Annotated in this window: 16 protein-coding genes; 7 read left to right on the top strand and 9 right to left on the bottom strand. The window is 64.3% G+C overall.

Going from position 1 to position 16,515, the window contains the following annotated elements:
* Positions 1-152 precede the first annotated feature (152 nt).
* Positions 153-932, bottom strand: a complete 780-nt coding sequence (locus GPL20_RS23315; RefSeq protein ID WP_157331961.1) for a transporter substrate-binding domain-containing protein — start codon at positions 930-932, stop codon at positions 153-155.
* A 114-nt stretch (positions 933-1,046) separates the two neighbouring features.
* On the opposite strand from GPL20_RS23315, the gene GPL20_RS23320 reads away from it, so the two are divergent.
* Positions 1,047-1,544, top strand: a complete 498-nt coding sequence (locus tag GPL20_RS23320; RefSeq protein ID WP_254126427.1) for a DUF1993 domain-containing protein — start codon at positions 1,047-1,049, stop codon at positions 1,542-1,544.
* 3 nt (positions 1,545-1,547) lie between these two features.
* Here GPL20_RS23320 and GPL20_RS38940 read toward each other — a convergent pair whose 3' ends face one another.
* The 6 genes from GPL20_RS38940 to GPL20_RS23350 all read right to left on the bottom strand — a co-directional run bounded on the left by GPL20_RS38940 (position 1,548) and on the right by GPL20_RS23350 (position 7,648).
* The gene (locus tag GPL20_RS38940; protein WP_167533166.1) at positions 1,548-2,027 is read right to left on the bottom strand and encodes a hypothetical protein; all 480 of its coding nucleotides are present in this window, start codon (positions 2,025-2,027) and stop codon (positions 1,548-1,550) included.
* Between the two features lie 170 nt (positions 2,028-2,197).
* Positions 2,198-3,187 (bottom strand): hydroxyacid dehydrogenase, encoded by a 990-nt coding sequence (locus GPL20_RS23330; protein ID WP_157331965.1) that lies wholly within the window; start codon positions 3,185-3,187, stop codon positions 2,198-2,200.
* Positions 3,188-3,221: 34 nt separating this feature from the next.
* Entirely contained in the window at positions 3,222-4,322 is a 1,101-nt protein-coding gene (locus GPL20_RS23335; protein WP_157331967.1) for an ABC transporter ATP-binding protein, read from the bottom strand.
* Between the two features lie 6 nt (positions 4,323-4,328).
* Positions 4,329-5,240, bottom strand: a complete 912-nt coding sequence (locus GPL20_RS23340) for a carbohydrate ABC transporter permease (RefSeq protein ID WP_157331969.1) — start codon at positions 5,238-5,240, stop codon at positions 4,329-4,331.
* Positions 5,240-6,178 carry a carbohydrate ABC transporter permease gene (locus GPL20_RS23345; RefSeq protein ID WP_157331971.1) on the bottom strand — a complete coding sequence of 313 codons (939 nt, stop codon included), beginning with the start codon at positions 6,176-6,178 and terminating at the stop codon, positions 5,240-5,242. Before GPL20_RS23345 ends, GPL20_RS23340 begins: the two co-directional genes overlap by 1 nt.
* A gap of 129 nt (positions 6,179-6,307) precedes the next feature.
* Positions 6,308-7,648: an ABC transporter substrate-binding protein gene (locus GPL20_RS23350; protein ID WP_157331973.1), complete on the bottom strand. Its 1,341-nt coding sequence runs from the start codon at positions 7,646-7,648 to the stop codon at positions 6,308-6,310.
* A 498-nt stretch (positions 7,649-8,146) separates the two neighbouring features.
* Here GPL20_RS23350 and GPL20_RS23355 point away from each other — a divergent pair, with 498 nt between their 5' ends.
* Together GPL20_RS23355 and GPL20_RS23360 are read left to right on the top strand one after the other, a co-directional pair.
* A complete protein-coding gene (locus GPL20_RS23355) occupies positions 8,147-8,929 on the top strand; it encodes a Spy/CpxP family protein refolding chaperone (protein WP_157331975.1) in 783 nt (260 codons plus the stop codon).
* 111 nt (positions 8,930-9,040) lie between these two features.
* Positions 9,041-9,418 (top strand): response regulator, encoded by a 378-nt coding sequence (locus GPL20_RS23360; RefSeq protein ID WP_157331977.1) that lies wholly within the window; start codon positions 9,041-9,043, stop codon positions 9,416-9,418.
* Between the two features lie 94 nt (positions 9,419-9,512).
* Here the strand turns inward: GPL20_RS23360 and GPL20_RS23365 are convergent, their stop codons facing one another.
* Together GPL20_RS23365 and glk are read right to left on the bottom strand one after the other, a co-directional pair.
* Positions 9,513-9,731, bottom strand: a complete 219-nt coding sequence (locus GPL20_RS23365; protein ID WP_157331979.1) for a hypothetical protein — start codon at positions 9,729-9,731, stop codon at positions 9,513-9,515.
* Positions 9,732-9,868: 137 nt separating this feature from the next.
* A complete protein-coding gene (glk, locus tag GPL20_RS23370; RefSeq protein ID WP_157332015.1) occupies positions 9,869-10,837 on the bottom strand; it encodes a glucokinase in 969 nt (322 codons plus the stop codon).
* A gap of 234 nt (positions 10,838-11,071) precedes the next feature.
* Between glk and pncA the strand changes: the two genes are divergently transcribed.
* The 4 genes from pncA (at position 11,072) to GPL20_RS23390 (ending at position 16,355) form a co-directional block, all read left to right on the top strand.
* Complete coding sequence (pncA, locus tag GPL20_RS23375) at positions 11,072-11,716, top strand: bifunctional nicotinamidase/pyrazinamidase (RefSeq protein WP_157332017.1); 645 nt, start codon at positions 11,072-11,074, stop codon at positions 11,714-11,716.
* Positions 11,717-11,733: 17 nt separating this feature from the next.
* Positions 11,734-12,849, top strand: a complete 1,116-nt coding sequence (locus GPL20_RS23380; protein WP_254126424.1) for an alpha/beta fold hydrolase — start codon at positions 11,734-11,736, stop codon at positions 12,847-12,849.
* A 148-nt stretch (positions 12,850-12,997) separates the two neighbouring features.
* Positions 12,998-15,031 carry an NAD(+) synthase gene (locus GPL20_RS23385; RefSeq protein WP_157331981.1) on the top strand — a complete coding sequence of 678 codons (2,034 nt, stop codon included), beginning with the start codon at positions 12,998-13,000 and terminating at the stop codon, positions 15,029-15,031.
* A gap of 88 nt (positions 15,032-15,119) precedes the next feature.
* Positions 15,120-16,355, top strand: a complete 1,236-nt coding sequence (locus GPL20_RS23390) for a DUF1236 domain-containing protein (protein ID WP_157331983.1) — start codon at positions 15,120-15,122, stop codon at positions 16,353-16,355.
* Positions 16,356-16,515: the final 160 nt, after the last annotated feature.

Below are 16,515 nucleotides of genomic sequence, written 5' to 3' on the forward strand. Positions count from 1 at the left end.
AAAGTGATCTAGATCACTGTCGTCCGTATGAGTCGTCCCTCGGCGGTTCCGGGTTCAATACGCCCGGAGCCGGTCCAAAGTTTGGCCAAAGCAAGCGAAAGGAGGTCGCGTTTTCTCGACGCGAACCGATACCCGCTTCGCCCGAGAACGCTCTAGTCGAACCAGGCGGCGTAGATCTTCCTGTAGCTGCCGTCTTCCATGGAAATGTGCAGCCACTGGTCGACGAAGGCCTTCAGCGCCATGTCGCGCTGGAGCCAGTAGGCCTTCTCGGAGAAGTCGAACGGTTTTTCCGGATGCACCGCGCAGAGCACGCCGGCATGCTGCTTCTGCTGATAGCGCGTCTCTGAGGCGTCCGTCATCATCAGGTCGGCATTGCCCTTGGCGATCTCGTCGAAGATCACGGTGTTGTCGGAGAAGACGGTGATCTCGGCATCCCTGATGTTGGCACGCGCAAAGCGCTCATTGGTGCCGCCGGGATTGACGATGACGCGGGTGCCCTTCCTGTCGATGTCGGCAATCGTCTGGTACTTGCCGACGTCGGCGCAGCGCGCGATCGGCGTCTTGCCCTCGCGCATGATCGGGGTGGAGAAGAAGCCCTTCTTCTGCCGGTCGAGCGTGACCGAGACCCCGCCCATGGCGATGTCGAACTGGTCAGCCTCGAAATCCTTCATCAGCTTCGGCCAGGCCGTCGGCACGAATTCGACCTTGACGCCGAGCGCCTTGCCGAGGGCCTCCGCCATGTCGACGTCGAACCCGCTGAACTGCTGCGTCGCCTTGTCCAGATAGGTGAAGGGCTTGTAGTCACCGGTCATGCCGACGCGCAACGTGCCGCGCTTGACGATCTCGTCGAGGCGCGAGGGCGCCTGCTGCGCATGCGCCGAGACATTCACCAGCAGCGCCACGGCCAAAGCCGCCCAGATTCGAACGATCATCTCTTTTCCACCCATGCCCGAGCTGTCATTGTGCAGCTCTTGAGGTGTGGATTTAGACCAGATGCCCGTCGCTGGCGAGGCGGAATTGAAGGGAATCCAGAGGTGACGATCTCGATATATGACGCCTCGGTCGGCGTCTTCGTGCCGTATCTTCGCAACCTGTCCGGACTGCTCGACAAGGGTGTGGCCTATGCCGAGACCCGCAAGTTCAACCCGGCGGTCCTGCTCGGCATGCGGCTGGCGCCGAACATGTACGATCTGGCGCAGCAGGTCGGCGAGGCCTGCCGCCACGCCACGGTCGCTCCGGCCCTGCTGGCCGAGCGCGAGCCGGTGGCGCTGCCGGTGCTCGAGCACGACATGGCCGGGCTTCAGGCGCGCATCGCGACGTCAATCGAGTTCATCGAGAGTCTGCCGCGCGCTGCAATCGATGCCGCGGCGGAACGGCATGTCTTCTTCAGACTGAAGAACGGAACCGAGCTGCCGTTCACCGGGCGGACGCTGCTGCTGACGTTCAGCGTGCCGCAGTTCTTCTTTCACGTCACGACGGCGTACGACCTGTTGCGGCACGCCGGCGTCGAGCTCGTGAAGCGGGATTATCTTGGGCGGAAGTAGGCCTCAGGCTTCGCCCTTGCGCTCATAATCGGCGAGCGAGCTGCGGCCTGCGATCTCGCTGCGCAGCTCCTCGAAGCGACGGTGTGCCTCGTCCTCGTGCTCGTCGACGAAGCGCACCGCGGCCTCGCTCGTCATCGGGCCGCTGACCACGGGCGCGGACTGCTCGCCGATGGTCTCGTGGACGTAGAATTGGCCGTCGTCGCCGCGATGGACCGTCCATTTCAGGCGGATCGCCACCATCGGGCCGGGGCCGACCTTGCTGTAGCCGTCGGCATCGGTATGCTCCGGCACCAGCGGCTGCTCTTCGACCATCGGATGCTCGTCGACCACCGTATGCTCGTCGGCAGCGGGCTGCTCGTCCGCGGCGACGTGTTCAGCGGCGACCACGGTCTCGGTCTCGCGAACGACGAGAACGGGCTCGGGGCGCTCCAGGATGCTGGCAATGGTTGCCAGCGCGTGGTCGGTCGGGTCGATCTCTGACAAGGGTCCATCCTCCAGCTCGACGCGGCCGGCCAGTCTGTCCCACTGCCGCCGCGGGCGGCTTTATTACGCGGGTTTGATTAAGGCTGAGTTTGGGCCCGATCTGCACCAAAATGGGACGCATTCTGGCCTTCCGAAGGCGGGGCGGACGTACCGCCCGGCCGTTGGTTCGCTCAGCCCAGCACGTCCTGATTGATGACGTTCTGCCGGATGGGATCGCCGTCCAGCACACTCAGGATGTTGCGTGCGGTCTGCTCGCTCATGCGCTGGACCGCCTCGACGGTGACGCCGGCGACATGCGGGGCCATGATGACGTTGGGCAGCGCGAACAGCGCATTGCTGACCGGCGGCGGCTCCACCTCGAACACGTCGATTCCGGCGCCGGCGATCTTGCCCGAGACCAGCGCGTCGTACAGCGCCGCTTCCTTCACGATGCCGCCGCGCGCGGTGTTGATGAGATAGGATCTCGGCTTCATCCGGCCGATCCGCGCCGCATCGAACAGGCCGACGGTCTCGGGCGTCTTCGGGCAGTGAATGGTGACGAAGTCTGCCTGCGGCAGCGCGGCGTCGAGATCGCCGACCGGCTCGCAGCCGGCGGCCTTGATGTCGGCGGCGGGCTTATAGGGATCATAGACCTGCACGTTCATTTCCATCGCCAGGCAGCGCTTGGCGGTGCGACTGCCGATGCGGCCGAAACCGATGATCAACACGGTCTTGCCGTAGAGATCGAACGGCAGCATGCCGAGCCGGTCGGCCCATTTGCCGTCCTTGACGCAGGCGTGCATCTCGTTCGCGCGCTTCGCCAGCGTCAGCATCATGAACAGCGCCTGTTCGGCGACCGAGGGCGAGTTGGCGCTGCCCGCGACCATCAGCGGCACCTTGCGGCGGGAGAGGGCGGGCACGTCGACGGCGTCGTAGCCGACACCGATGCGCGTCACCACCTTCATGTCGCGGGAGGCCTCGAGCTCGGTCTCGCCGAAGGCGGTGGCGCCGAGCGCCACGCCGTGAACCGGCGCATGGCTCTTGAGCAGGGCCTCGAAATCCCCGGCGGAGATCAGGTTTGCAAACTCGACGAGCTCGATATCGTCCCGCTGGGTGAGGAGGGCGCGTGCCCCTTGCGACAAAGTTTGTGTAACGAAAATCTTCTTCTTGTTGGTCGCCATCGTCCCCTGCCTGCGCGAGTTTCTTGGACCGGCATCACAACACGACGCCGGTCGCCTCGTTTAGCAGGTGCATATTGTTGAGGTCCATCGCCAAACGCATGGGTGCCCCGTCCTTGGCGCCGGCATTGGGATCGACGCGGCCGCAGATCGGCGTGCCATCGAGCCCGAAATAGACCAGCGTCTCCATTCCCATCGGCTCGGTGACGTCGAGCACGGTCTCGAAAGTTTCGACGCCCGGCCCGAAATGCGCATGCGACTCGGTGAGATGCTCGGGCCGGATGCCGAGCAGCAGCTTGTCGGTGCGCGGCAGCGCGTTGTAGCGCGCGGCGCGGGCCGGTGGCAGCGCAAAGGCAATGCGGTCGGTCAGGCGGATCTGGAGCGTGCCGCCAGCGTCCTCGAGCCGGCACGGGATGAAGTTCATCGCGGGCGAGCCGATGAAGCCGGCCACGAACCGCGTCGCCGGTTTGTGGTAGAGTTCGTTCGGCGTGCCGATCTGCTCGATGCGGCCCTTGTTCATCACCACGACGCGGTCGGCCAAAGTCATCGCCTCGACCTGGTCGTGGGTGACATAGACCGTGGTGGTGCGCACCTTCTGGTGCACCTTCTTGATCTCGATCCGCATCTGCACGCGGAGTTTCGCGTCGAGATTGGACAGCGGCTCGTCGAACAGGAAGACCTTCGGATTGCGCACGATGGCCCGGCCCATCGCGACGCGCTGGCGTTGGCCGCCGGAGAGCTGCTTCGGCTTGCGGTCGATCAGGTCGGTGATGTCGAGAAGGCGGGCGGCCTCGGTCACCCGCGCCTTGATCTCGGCCTTGGGATAGTGCTTCAGGCGCAGGCCGAACGACATGTTCTCCGCGACCGTCATATGCGGGTAGAGCGCGTAGTTCTGGAACACCATGGCGATGTCGCGGTCCTTCGGCGGCACGTCGTTGACGATGTCGCCGCCGATCATGATGTCGCCGTCGCTGATGTCCTCGAGCCCTGCGATCATGCGCAGCGTCGTCGACTTGCCGCAGCCGGAGGGGCCGACCAGCACGATGAACTCATGGTCGGCAATGTCCAGGTCGATGCCGCGCACCGCCTCGACATCGTCGTAACGCTTAACTACCTTCCGCAAAGCAACGTCAGCCATGAGACATCAACCCTTTGTCGCGCCGGCGGTCAGGCCGGCAATGTAGTAGTCCATCAGGAAGGCGTAGATGATCAGCGGCGGCGCAGCGCCAAGCAGCGCGCCGGTCATGATCTGTCCCCAGTTGAACACGTCGCCCTTGATCAGCGTGGTGGTGATGCCGACCGGCAGCACGAGCTGGTCGACCGACGTCGTGAACACCAGGGGATAGAGGAACTGCGCCCAGGACACCGTGAAAGCGAAGATGGTCGCGGCGATCAGCCCGGGCAGCGCGACGGGGATGAAGATCCGCGTCAGGGTCTGGAGCCAGGAAGCGCCGTCGATGAGGGCGGCCTCATCGAGCTCCTTCGGGATCGAGGCGAAATAGCCGATCATGATCCAGGTGCAGAACGGCACCGTCAGCGTCGGATAGATGAAAAGCAGCACGTACCATCTGTTGAGTAGCGTGATGCCCGTGTAATCCTGGACCAACGCCAGCATCTTGAACAGCGGGATGAACAACAGGCTGTCCGGAATGAGGTAGGTGAGGAAGACGCCCGTCGCCAGCGTCGTCGAGCCCCAGAACTTCATGCGCGCCAATGCAAATGCAGCGGGAACGCTGATCAGCATGGTCACGAGGACGACCGCCAGCGACACGATCGACGAATTCCAGAAGAAGCGCAGGAACTGGTTGGAGGTCAGCAGCTCGACATAGTTCGACAGGGTCGGGTGAAACACCCACCATGGATTGGTCGCGGCCGAGATCTCCGCGCTGCTCTTGAGCGAGGTGATCAGCATGTACACCGGCGGCGTCAGGAAGAAGATCGCGAACAGCACCAGGAAGAAGTAGGACCAGCGCAGCGCCCAGGCGCGGTCGCGGCTCATGCTGCCATATTTGACCTTCCGCGACGGTCCGGCCTTGTCGATTGCAAGCGTGCTCATCAGGCTTCGTTCCCGCGTTTGGAGACATCGCGCAGGATGAAGATCGCTGCGATGGCGAGGATCGGCACCATGAACAGCGAGACGCTGGCGCCGAGTGGGATGTCGCTGCCCTCGATGCCGACCTTGAAGGCCCATGTCGCGAAGATATGCGTCTGGTCCAGCGGGCCGCCCGAGGTCAGGATGCGCACGATGTCGAAATTGGCGAAGGTCACGATCAGCGAGAACAGCGCCGTTATCGCGATGATGTTGCGCATCATCGGCAGGGTGACGTACCAGATCTTCTGCCACCAATTGGCGCCGTCGATTGCCGCAGCCTCGTAGAGCTGGTCGGGGACCGACTTCAGCGCGGCCAGATACATGATCATGAAGAACGGCGCGCCGTACCAGATGTTGACGAGGATGACGGAAAAACGGGCCCACAGATTGTCGCCGAGCCAGTTGATCGGGCCGATGCCGAAGAAGGAGAGCGTGTAGTTGAAGGCGCTGTAGGAGGGGTCGAACAGCCACAGCCAGGCCAGCGTGCTCATCGCTGGCGGGATGACCCAGGGCACCAGCAGCATGCCGCGCCATTTGCGCTGGCCCTTGGCCGGAATGTTGTGGACGAAATGGGCGACGATGAATCCGATCAGCGCCTTGAAGAACACGGCCGTGACGGCAAAGATGCAGGACTGCTTCACAACCATCCAGAACGTGTCCCGCTTGAACAGGAACAGGAAGTTGCCGAAGCCGACGAACTTCTGCATCGACTTGTTCAGCGTCGCGAGATGGACGGAGTAGACGGCGGGATAGAGTACGAGCAGCGCAATCAGCAGGATCAGCGGCAGCGTCAGGAAGAACGCGACCGTCGATTTTCGTCCCAGTGCATTGCGAAGGCTCGTCGACTTGCGCGCGCGCGCCGCACGGACTGTGGGACCTTGCTCAACGACGGCATCGGCCATGGCATAGCTTTCTCGAAAATTGTCGACTGGCGAAGCCGGCCCGATCGGTCGGCTTCCTGCGATAGGCGGCGGCACGTGATGTGTGGCGGCTCACGCATCAAGCGTGAGCCGCCTCGCACATACCCGGCATCAACTCCGCATGAAGCCCTCGCACTCGCCTTCGGCCCAGGCGAGCGTGGCCTCCATCTTTTCGCCCTGCGCATAGCGCAGTGCCATCTTGGTCAACGTCGCCTGGAAGTAGATCTGCTGCGCGACCTTGGGCGGCGCCGGAGACGCTGCGATCGACAGCGTCTGGTGGTTGTTGGGGTTCGGATAGTGATAGAGTGTCCCCTTCGGCGGCCCTTCCTCCGCCCAGGTCTTCAGCGTCGTCATGTTGGCGTAGGCGGGCAGGTCGTAGCCGCCGCTCGCCGCGACGAATTTCTCGATCGATGCCGGCTGCGACAGATAGGTCAGCAGGCTCTTGGCCGCCTCCTTGTTCTTGCTGAAGCTCCAGAGCCCCCAGAAGTACGGCAGGAAGGGTGCGAAGCGTCCCTTCGGGCCGGCCGGGAAGCCGTGCGTCCAGCACTGTTCGGCGACCTGCGGTGCGTCGCGCCTGGCGACCGCCCAGGCGCTCGGCGGGTTGAGGATCATCGCACCGCGGCCCGAGATCAGCCATTTGTTGTTGGAGGCGTCGTCCCAGGACGGAGCATCCGGCGGCAGGAAGGCGATCAGCTTCTTGTAGTATTCGAGGGCCTGTCGAACGGCATCGGTCTTCACGGTGACGTCGCCCTTGGCGTTGACGAGTTCCGCGCCGAATGACTGGAAGATCGCACCGGCCGTGTCGACACTGTCGGTGGTTTCGCCGAGGCCGATCCCGAACGGGTTGCCGCCCTTCTGGCAGGCCTCGGCCGCCTTCAGGAAGGTCTCCATCGTCCAATTGTCCGCCTTCGCAGGTGCGCCCGCCGGGTACATTTCCTGGACGTCGATGCCGGCGTGCTTCTTCATCAGATCGATGCGGGAGCAGGGGCCCTTGATCTGGCTTCCGGGGGTTGCGGGCACCGCAAGCCATTTGCCGCCGGCCTGACCAAGATATTTGGTGGTGCCGTTCACCTCGCCGTTCTGCTTGATGAGCGGCTCCATGACGTCGTTGACCGGCTCGAGACTCTCCGCATAGGCGTGCGGCCACCAGGTCGGCATCTGCAGGATATCGTGGCCAGATTTGGCCTGGGCTTCGGCTGCGACCGTGAGCTGGATCTTGTTGTTGTTGCTGGTGATGTAGTCGATCGAGACTTCGACCTTCTCCTTTTCGCCCCAGGCCTTGACCATGGTGGTGGAGGCGTCGTTGGCACCCGGCACCCAGTGGTCCCAGAAGCCGATCGAGATTTTGCCGGCGGCGTAGGCACCCCGGACATAGGGCGCCGTGATCAGCGCCGCGGAGGACATTGCAGTGGCAGCCACAAATTGACGTCGCGTCAGTGTCTTGCGTGACATCTCGTTTCCTCGCTTGGGTTTTTTTGTTCTGGTGTTTCCTCTGAACTCTTCCGAGTTTTTGCTTGGCTTTTCTTGTTGGAGTTTCTTGTCGGACGTTTCTTGTCGGTGCCGTCAGCTTCGATGGCAGATCGCGATACTCGGCAAATTGGTAGCGCGATCAGATCATGATTGACCGCGTCTGTCGAGAAAGCCGAAGGAGGATTGTCTAGAACTAACGTTGTGCCTGCAAATGTCGCGGCCGCTTTCCGTGTCGCGCGCCAACGTGAACCGCCGTCGCTCGTTTTGCGACGCACACTTCGAGCAAGCCTGGCCCGGAGGATCCGTGCGCAATTACGCCGCAGTTTCGAATAAGCCTGCATAACCGCTTCGCACGAAAGACTTTTCGGACGTGGACAGCGATTGGCTCCGGCTGGACCGCGAAGCGGCGAAAACGATAGAGTTGCAACAGCGGCTGGCTCCGACCCGGACAGGCCAGTCAGATCGACGATGGAGACGAGAATGATCAACCCGGCGCCTTCAGCACGGCTTCACATCCGGCGATGGCTCGCGCTGGGGTCCGTGCTCGCGTTGCTGTTCGGCGCAGCCGCGGTGGCGAACGCTCAGGGCTTGGTCAAGGGTGTTCAGGATGGCGCCGCAGCCGGGAACAAGGCGGCCGGTCCGGTCGGTGGCGTGCTCGGCGGCGCCATCGGCGGCGTGGTCGGGGTCTTCACCGGCGTGCTCGGCGTCGGCAACAACAATGCCAACCAGGCGCCGGCTGCCAAGGATTCAAGCAAGGATGCCAAGCAGTCGGGCGGCAAGGACAAGGATGCCAAGAGCGCCAAGGCCGGGAAGGGCGCCAAGGCGAGCAAGGAAGCCAAGAACGCGCCGCAGGACACCAAGGACAATAAGGACGTCACGGTCCTTACCCAGCCCGGCGCGCCGCAACAGACCGCCGAACAGATCGTCGCCAACAGCGATTCCTACATCGAGCGGATCAAGACCGAGTTGAACCTCACGCCTGATCAGGAGAAGCACTGGTACGGCTTCTCGAGCGCCATGCACTACCTGGGGCATAATGGTGCGGAGCGGCTCAACCTGCGAGTTGCGCGCGCCAAGCGGGATCCGCCCGACGACATCATCGAGCAGATGCGCAACGAGTCGCAGTTCCTGATCGACCGCGCCGCCGATCAGCGCAACGTTGCCGATGCCGCCGAACCGCTCTATTCGAGCCTGGACGACAAGCAGAAGCAGGTCTTCATCCAGGAGATGGTCCGTCTGAGCCACGAGCGTGGGCTGGATTGATCAAGTTGAATCGGATTGAGGCCGCTTGAATTAACGCCGGCTGCCACGAATTCGTGAATCCTCCCGCAGTTTGGGTTATGGTTAGCTTCACGTGATGGCTGCGGGGTTGATATGGCGGACGGACTCTCCGTTTTCCTGGTCGAAGACGAGGCGTTGATCCGGATGATGATCGCCGACATGGTCGAGGAACTCGGCCACCATGTCGTTGCGGAAGCGGACAATGTGCGGGACGCGAGCGCGTTTGCGATGACCGCGCAATACGATTTCGCCATCCTCGACATCAATCTCATGGGCCTCTACGTCGATCCCGTCGCCGACCTGATCGAGCGCCGCGGAAAGCCGTTTCTGTTCGCCACCGGCTACGGGCCGGAATTGCTGCCGTCCTTGCTCCGCCGCAGGCCTATCCTGCGCAAGCCGATTTCGATCGATCAGCTCAAGGCCATGATCGACTCGCTGTTTCCCGAAGCCACAGCGAAGACGCCGCACTGAGCGACGGCGAAGACGCTGCCGGCTTGCGAGGGATCGTTAACGGAATCGCGGTCGATTGCGCGGCTGCCGCGAGCAGCACGCGATCCCGCAAGTCTCAGTTGCGTCCATTCCTCAGCACGGTGGCAATGGTGAGGGCCGTCATGGCGGCGCGGTCCGAGGCACGTTGCGCGGCGAGCCTGTCGCGCGCCTTCTCCTCGATCAGGAGCTCGATCAGGGCCAGCCGCTTGTCCTCGTCGTCCGCCTCGGTCAGCAGGCGGTGATAGCGGTGATAGTCGAAGCCCGAATCCTGATTGCGCCCATCCGGTTTACGCATGTCACGCCCCCGCAACTTCACCACGCACGGTTGAATTGTTTCTCATCGGAAACGTGCAGGCAAGCACGATCGTGGGTGGAACCCTGCGTTTGCTGAATCAGCTGTGAATTGCCGGAACCGGCGGACGGAGGAGGCGATCAGGCCAGATTGTGGTCGGCGAACATCTTCAGGCCGACGAAACTTGCGTCGGGCTTCACGACGAGCCTGGTCGGGATGTTGCGCAAATAATCCTGGAAGCGCCCCTTGGCTTCGAAGCGTGCCCTGAACGCAGAGGCCGCAAGGAACTCGGGGAAGCGCGGGGCGATTCCGCCGGCGACATAGACGCCGCCGCGTGCACCGAAGGTCACCGCGAGATTGCCCGCAACCGAACCGAGGATGGCGCAAAACATCTCCAGCGTCGCGCGGCTGACCGCACAATCGCCGTCCAGGGCCGCCTTGGTGATGGCCGCTGCATCCCGTTGCGGCACTTTCGCGCCATCGACTTCGGCGAGTGCCTGATAGAGATTTTGCAGTCCGGAGCCGGACAGCGCGCCGCGTTCGATGGAGACGTGGCCGAGGCGTCGGCGCAAGGTGGCGATCACGCGTTCTTCGCGCTCGTTCTCCGCCGGCAGGGTCGCGTGTCCCGCCTCGGTGACGACGGCGAGCCGTGCGCCATGGCGCTCGACGAGACAGGAAACGCCAAAGCCGGTTCCGGGCCCGACCACCAGCAACGGCTCTCCGGGGAGGCCATCCTGTCCGCCGAGCGGGATCAGGTCGGCAGGCTGCAAGGCGGGCAGGGACCAGGCCACCACCTCGAAATCATTGAGCACGTGGACGCTGTCGAAACCAAGGGCGGGCTGAAGCTCGTTGCCGTCGATGACCCACGGGCTGTTGGTCATGACGCAGCGGTTGTTGGTCACCGGACCCGCGACGGCCAGCACGGCCCTGCTGGGGGGCTCGCCGCCGTGCCGTACCAGAACATCGGCGATGGCCTCCCGGACGGTCGGGAAGTCAGCGACCTTCACGTAATCGATCGGCCCGGTCTGGGCGGCCTGGCTTAGCGCGAAGCGCGCATTGGTGCCGCCGATATCGGCGAGAAGAATATGTCCTGTCCTGCCGATATTCATGTCCATCTGGCTGCCGCGGCCTTGCCGGCTCGCGGGAACCCTTTCCTCCGCTGCATCGACTTTTTAGAATCCGTCCTTGGGTGCAGCTAGTCAACACGGATTAGGTCAAACCGTTGCATTCCGAGGGCGACGGCTGCGCCGCTCGCGCGATCTCGCCGCATGGAGCGGTGGTTGCGAAGCCGCGCGGGAAGATCGACATTGGAGGGAGCGTTCGGCGCTCGTTCCGCCGGACGGATGGAATGGGGCCTTGCGATGAAGATTTCCAACCGCGACGTGCTGCTGGTGATCGACGTGCAGAACGATTTCTGCACCGGCGGGGCGCTCGCCGTTCCCGACGGCGAGAAGGTCGTGCCTGCCATCAACCGCATCGCCCAAAAATTCGCCAATGTGGTGCTGACCCAGGACTGGCATCCGAGGGATCACGTCTCTTTCGCGCCGAACCATGCGGGCAAGCAACCGTTCCAGACCATCGAGCTGAACTATGGCACCCAGGTGCTCTGGCCCGCGCATTGCGTGCAGGGCACGGCGGGCGCCGAATTCCATGGCGATCTCGACCTCACCCGGGCGAGCCTCGTGGTGCGCAAAGGCTTCCGCCGCGGCATCGATTCGTATTCGGCGCTGTTCGAGAACGACCACCGGACGCCGACGGGCCTACTCGGTTATTTGCGCGAGCGGGATCTGAAGACCGTCTTCGTCGCCGGTCTGGCGCTCGACTATTGTGTGCGATTCTCGGCGGAGGACGCCCGGAAGGCGGGGTTCGAGGTGGCCGTCATCGAGGACGCCTGCCGTGGCATCGACCTGGACGGCTCGGTGGCTGCGGCCCATCGGAGCTTTGCGGAGCTCGGCATTTCGGTGATCAGCTTCGAGGCATTCCTGTGAGGATCGCGAGATAGGGCGTGGTGGAGAAAACGGACAAGCAGCGAAGACGACCGGATCAGGCCCCCGACGATCCGCTGCTATGGCCGTTTGCGGCGGCGCGTTTCGCCATGGATGCCTGTTTCTGGTGGCTGGAGCGCGGACCCGCGGAGCAGGGGGACAGCAATCTGCCATGGACGACGTCCAACACGGTTGCGCTGGAGCTTGCGACCATGCGCCTGCGCGATTGCACACAGTCGCGGTCCGGTCAGCCGGCGCTGGTCTGCGCACCCTATGCGCTGCATCGGGCCCTGATCGCCGACTTCGCGCCCGGCCACAGCGTGGTGCAGTCGCTGCAGCACGGCGGCATCGGCCGGGTCTATCTCACCGACTGGCGGTCGGCTACGCCGGACATGCGCTATCTCTCGATCGACAGCTATCTCGGCGATCTCAACGTCGCCGTCGACGAGATCGGCGCGCCGGTCGATCTCGTCGGATTGTGCCAGGGCGGCTGGCTGTCGCTGCTCTATGCGGCGCGCTTTCCGGCCAAGGTGCGGCGGCTGGTCCTGGTCGGCGCGCCGGTCGATCTCTCCATCAACTCCGCACTGTCGCGGCTGACCCGCAACGCGCCTGAAATGGTCTACGACCAGCTCGTCGCGCGCGGCGGCGGCAATGTCAGCGGCGAGGAGATGCGGCGGCTCTGGTCGAAGACGCCGGGTCCCGACGATGTCGCGCTGGCATTGCAGAGAGACCTCTCGGACGAGGAGGGGAGAGCGTTGCTTGCGCGGTTCGATCGCTGGAACGCGGAGATGCTTGACCTGCCCGGGACCTATTATCTTGAGATCGTCAACCGGATTTTCCGGGAGAACCGGATCGCGGGCGGCAAGTTCGTTGCTCTCGGCCGCGAGATCGATCTGAAGGACGTCAAGGCGCCGGTGTTCCTGCTGGCCGGGCTCGACGACGACGTCGTGCCGGCCGCGCAGGCGCTCGCCACCGCGGGTCTGCTCGGCACGCCGCCGGCCTTCATTGCTGCGGCCTCCGAACCGAGCAACCATCTCGGCCTGTTCATGGGCGCGCGGACCCACGCGCATGCCTGGCCCCGGATCGCCAAATGGCTGCGCGACGATCTGTCCGGCGTGCTGGCCCGCCGCGCCTGACATCGCCACGCGCAGCGCAGGTCGGCGCGCAACTCCGTTATGCATGACGGCGGATGGTCTGCACGGGGCCAGGTCGATGGGTTACATATGGTCCAGAGCCGACGGCTGAGGCTGCCGGCTCGCGACGAGATTAAGGGTACAGCGCTCGATGACTTTCCACTCGATCTACGCCCATGGATTTGCGCGCGTGGCGGCCTGCGTCACCACCTCCCAAGTGGCCGATCCCTCGGCCAACGCAAGGGCAATCCTGGCGGCGGCCAGTGCCTGCCACGAACAGTCGGTGGCGGTCGCCGTCTTTCCCGAGCTGTGCCTATGCGGTTATGCGATCGAGGACCTGGTGAAGCAGGACCCACTGCTCGATGCGGTCGAGCGTGGGCTCGCCGCGATCGCCGAGGCTTCATCGGCGCTGATGACGGTCCTGATCGTCGGTGCACCGCTGCGTTTTGGGGCCCGCATCTACAATTGCGCCGTCGTCATTCATCGCGGCAACGTCCTCGGCGTGGTACCCAAAACTTACCTGCCGACCTATCGCGAATTCTATGAGGGACGGCATTTCGCCTCCGGCGCCGGCATGGTCGGTGAGACGATCGCAATCGGCGCTCTGCGCGCGCCGTTCGGCGTCGACCTGTTGTTCTCGGCCGAGGACGTCCCGGGCCTCACCATCGGCGTCGAGATCTGCGAGGACATGTGGATCCCGGTGACGCCGGCATCCGAGCTCGCGCTGGCGGGCGCCAGCGTCCTGATCAATCTCTCGGGCAGCCCGATCACGATCGGCCGGGCGCGCTCGCGCGCGCTGCTGTGCCAGTCGACTTCGACGCGCTGCCTCGCCGCCTATGTCTATTCCGCCGCGGGAGCAGGGGAATCGACCACCGATCTTGCCTGGGACGGCCAGACCTCGATCTACGAGAACGGTGTGCTGCTGGCCGAGGGCGAGCGGTTCCGCCGGGGGGGCCAGATCACGCTGGCCGACGTCGATCTCGACCTGCTCAGGCAGGAACGCGCGCTGATGGGCACGTTCGACGACAATCGCCGTCAGCGCGAGGCGTTCTTCCGCAAGGTCACGTTCGCCTTGCAACCGCCAGCCGCCGATATCGGTCTGTTGCGCAAGGTCGAGCGCTTTCCGTTCGTGCCGAGCGACGAGAGCCTGCTCGAGCAGGATTGCTACGAGGCCTACAACATCCAGGTTGCCGGCCTCGTGCAGCGCATGCGCGCGACCGGCACTAGGCGCGTCGTGATCGGCGTGTCGGGAGGGCTCGATTCCACCCACGCGCTGATCGTGGCCGCCAAGGCGGTCGATCTGCTCGGCCTGCCGCGCGAAAACATCCTCGCCTACACCATGCCGGGTTTCGCCACCGGCAGCGAGAGCAAGACCAATGCGCTGGCTTTGATGAAGGCGTTGCAGACGAGCTCGCAGGAGCTCGACATCCGCACCACGGCCACGCAGATGCTGAAGGATATCGGCCATCCCTTCGGTAAGGGCGAGAAGGTCTACGACGTCACCTTCGAGAACGTGCAGGCGGGCCTGCGTACCGACTACCTGTTCCGCCTCGCCAACCATCATGGCGGCATCGTCATCGGCACCGGCGATCTCTCTGAACTGGCGCTCGGCTGGTGCACCTATGGCGTCGGCGACCAGATGGCGCATTACAACGTCAATGCCGGCGTGCCGAAGACGCTGATCCAGCACCTGATCCGCTGGGTGATCGCCTCTCGACAGTTCAGCGACGAGGTCAACCGGACCTTGGGCTCGATCCTGGCGGCCGAAATTTCGCCCGAGCTGGTGCCGGTGCAGCCCGGCGAGAAGCCGCAGAGCACGGAAGCGTCGGTCGGGCCCTACGAGCTCCAGGATTTCAACCTGTTCTACACGCTGCGTTTCGGCATGCGGCCGTCCAAGATCGCCTTCATGGCGCTCCATGCCTGGAAGGATGTCGCCAAGGGCGAGTGGCCGCCGGCATTCCCGAGCGACCGGCGCAGGGCTTACGAGCTTCCAGACATCCGGCGCTGGCTCGAGGTGTTCCTGCGTCGCTTCTTCGCCTTCAGCCAGTTCAAGCGCTCGGCCATGCCGAACGGACCGAAGGTCTCGGCCGGCGGCTCATTGTCGCCGCGCGGCGACTGGCGCGCGCCATCGGATTCGAGCGCGGCTGCCTGGCTCGAGGATCTCGAGCGGAACGTGCCGAACTGACACCCGCCGGCTGCCGTTCCTGCTCAGGAACATTCGCATCCACAGGACGTTCGCCTGTGATGTTTGCGAGTTCTTGAGGAGAGGGACCATGCGTAAACACTTGATGTTGTCGACTGCCGCGATCGGACTGATGCTGGCCTCAGGCTTGGCCTACGCACAGGCGCCGGGCGAGCGGAGAGACGAGCCGAAACGATCCGAGGAACCGGCGAGAGGCGCAACGCAGCAGCGCGGTGGATCGGCTCAGGAACGGGTTCAAGAGCGCGCGCAGGGCGCTCAGGAAAGACTGCAGGGCGCGGGCCGCGAGGACAAGGGCGGGGCCAGGCACCAGGCCGGCGATGAGAAGAACCAGCCCGCGACCGCTGCCGAGCGCAATCAGCCGAAGGCCAAGGAGAAGGCCAAGGATCAGGCGCAAGAATCCCGCGAGCCTGCGCGCGACCGCAACCGTGAGGTCGAGCGCGCCAAGCAGGGTCGCGAGCGCGACAAGAGCAGCGCCGAGACCAAGCAGGACAAGTCTGCGCCGCAGAAATCAACGGCCGAGTCCGAGAAGTCGAGGACCGGTCCCGCGGCCCAGCAGAACGAGCGCAACCAGAACCAGCCTCCGCGCAACGCGGCGGAGCAACAGCGGCCGGCGCAGCAAGACAACCGGCCGGCTACCGCGACCGATACGAGCCGGACGGCTCCGTCCACCAACGCGCAGACCGCGCCTCCTGCGAGCACGCAGACCAATCAAGCCAATCAGACGACCCGGACCGACACGCAGGTCAACCAGCAGGCCCAGGTGAATTCCGAGAAGCAGGTGCGGATCTCCGAGACGGTGAGCCGCGCACGCCTGGCACAGCCGGAGCGCAATCTGAACATTTCGATCCGGGTCGGCGAGACGATTCCTTCACGCGTGCGACTGCACAGGCTGCCGCCCGAGATCGTGTCGATCGAGCCTGGATATCGGGACTACGAGTACTTCGCCACGGATGAAGACGTCGTCATTGTGGAGCCGCGGACACATCGCATCGTCAGCCAGGTGCCTCGCGATCCCTCGCGCGCCCGCGCGCAGATGGGCGGCAGCGCCTCGTCGAGCATGGCGGCGGCCGGCGCGAGCAATGTGAATTGCCGTATCATGCGGCGTGATGCCTCGGGTAACGTGGCCGAAGCCGAACCCTCAACCGTCGGCTCAACCGCGCGGACCGAGTCCCTGAGCGTGACGGTCCAGATGCCTGGCGGCGGCTCATCCGCGCCGATTGCCCTCGGCACCGCCGCGGGCGACATCGTGGTCGCGACGCAAGGGCAGGGCGACTGCACCGTGACGATCGAGCCGCAAACGCGCTGAGCGCCGAAGCGGGCGACGACGCCGAAACGACAACGCGCCGTCCGGCTGAATCCAGCCGGACGGCGCGTGTCGCGTTCAATCTGAAAAGTTTCGAGGTCCGGAGTGCCTAGGAGTCCGGACCTCGTCACCTTGCCCCAGCCTTCAATCCCCCGCCCCATGT

Source organism: Bradyrhizobium cajani, from assembly GCF_009759665.1.
Taxonomy (GTDB): Bacteria; Pseudomonadota; Alphaproteobacteria; order Rhizobiales; family Xanthobacteraceae; genus Bradyrhizobium; species Bradyrhizobium cajani.

What these genes read in the sequence shown, in the direction of transcription:
- GPL20_RS23315 (WP_157331961.1), bottom strand. Translation starts at nt 932, where the DNA reads ATGATCGTTCGAATCTGGGCGGCTTTGGCCGTGGCGCTGCTGGTGAAT.
- GPL20_RS23330 (WP_157331965.1), bottom strand. Translation starts at nt 3,187, where the DNA reads ATGGCGACCAACAAGAAGAAGATTTTCGTTACACAAACTTTGTCGCAA.
- GPL20_RS23335 (WP_157331967.1), bottom strand. Translation starts at nt 4,322, where the DNA reads ATGGCTGACGTTGCTTTGCGGAAGGTAGTTAAGCGTTACGACGATGTC.
- GPL20_RS23340 (WP_157331969.1), bottom strand. Translation starts at nt 5,240, where the DNA reads ATGAGCACGCTTGCAATCGACAAGGCCGGACCGTCGCGGAAGGTCAAA.
- GPL20_RS23345 (WP_157331971.1), bottom strand. Translation starts at nt 6,178, where the DNA reads ATGGCCGATGCCGTCGTTGAGCAAGGTCCCACAGTCCGTGCGGCGCGC.
- GPL20_RS23350 (WP_157331973.1), bottom strand. Translation starts at nt 7,648, where the DNA reads ATGTCACGCAAGACACTGACGCGACGTCAATTTGTGGCTGCCACTGCA.
- GPL20_RS23355 (WP_157331975.1), top strand. Translation starts at nt 8,147, where the DNA reads ATGATCAACCCGGCGCCTTCAGCACGGCTTCACATCCGGCGATGGCTC.
- GPL20_RS23360 (WP_157331977.1), top strand. Translation starts at nt 9,041, where the DNA reads ATGGCGGACGGACTCTCCGTTTTCCTGGTCGAAGACGAGGCGTTGATC.
- GPL20_RS23365 (WP_157331979.1), bottom strand. Translation starts at nt 9,731, where the DNA reads ATGCGTAAACCGGATGGGCGCAATCAGGATTCGGGCTTCGACTATCAC.
- glk (WP_157332015.1), bottom strand. Translation starts at nt 10,837, where the DNA reads ATGAATATCGGCAGGACAGGACATATTCTTCTCGCCGATATCGGCGGC.
- pncA (WP_157332017.1), top strand. Translation starts at nt 11,072, where the DNA reads ATGGAATGGGGCCTTGCGATGAAGATTTCCAACCGCGACGTGCTGCTG.
- GPL20_RS23385 (WP_157331981.1), top strand. Translation starts at nt 12,998, where the DNA reads ATGACTTTCCACTCGATCTACGCCCATGGATTTGCGCGCGTGGCGGCC.
- GPL20_RS23390 (WP_157331983.1), top strand. Translation starts at nt 15,120, where the DNA reads ATGCGTAAACACTTGATGTTGTCGACTGCCGCGATCGGACTGATGCTG.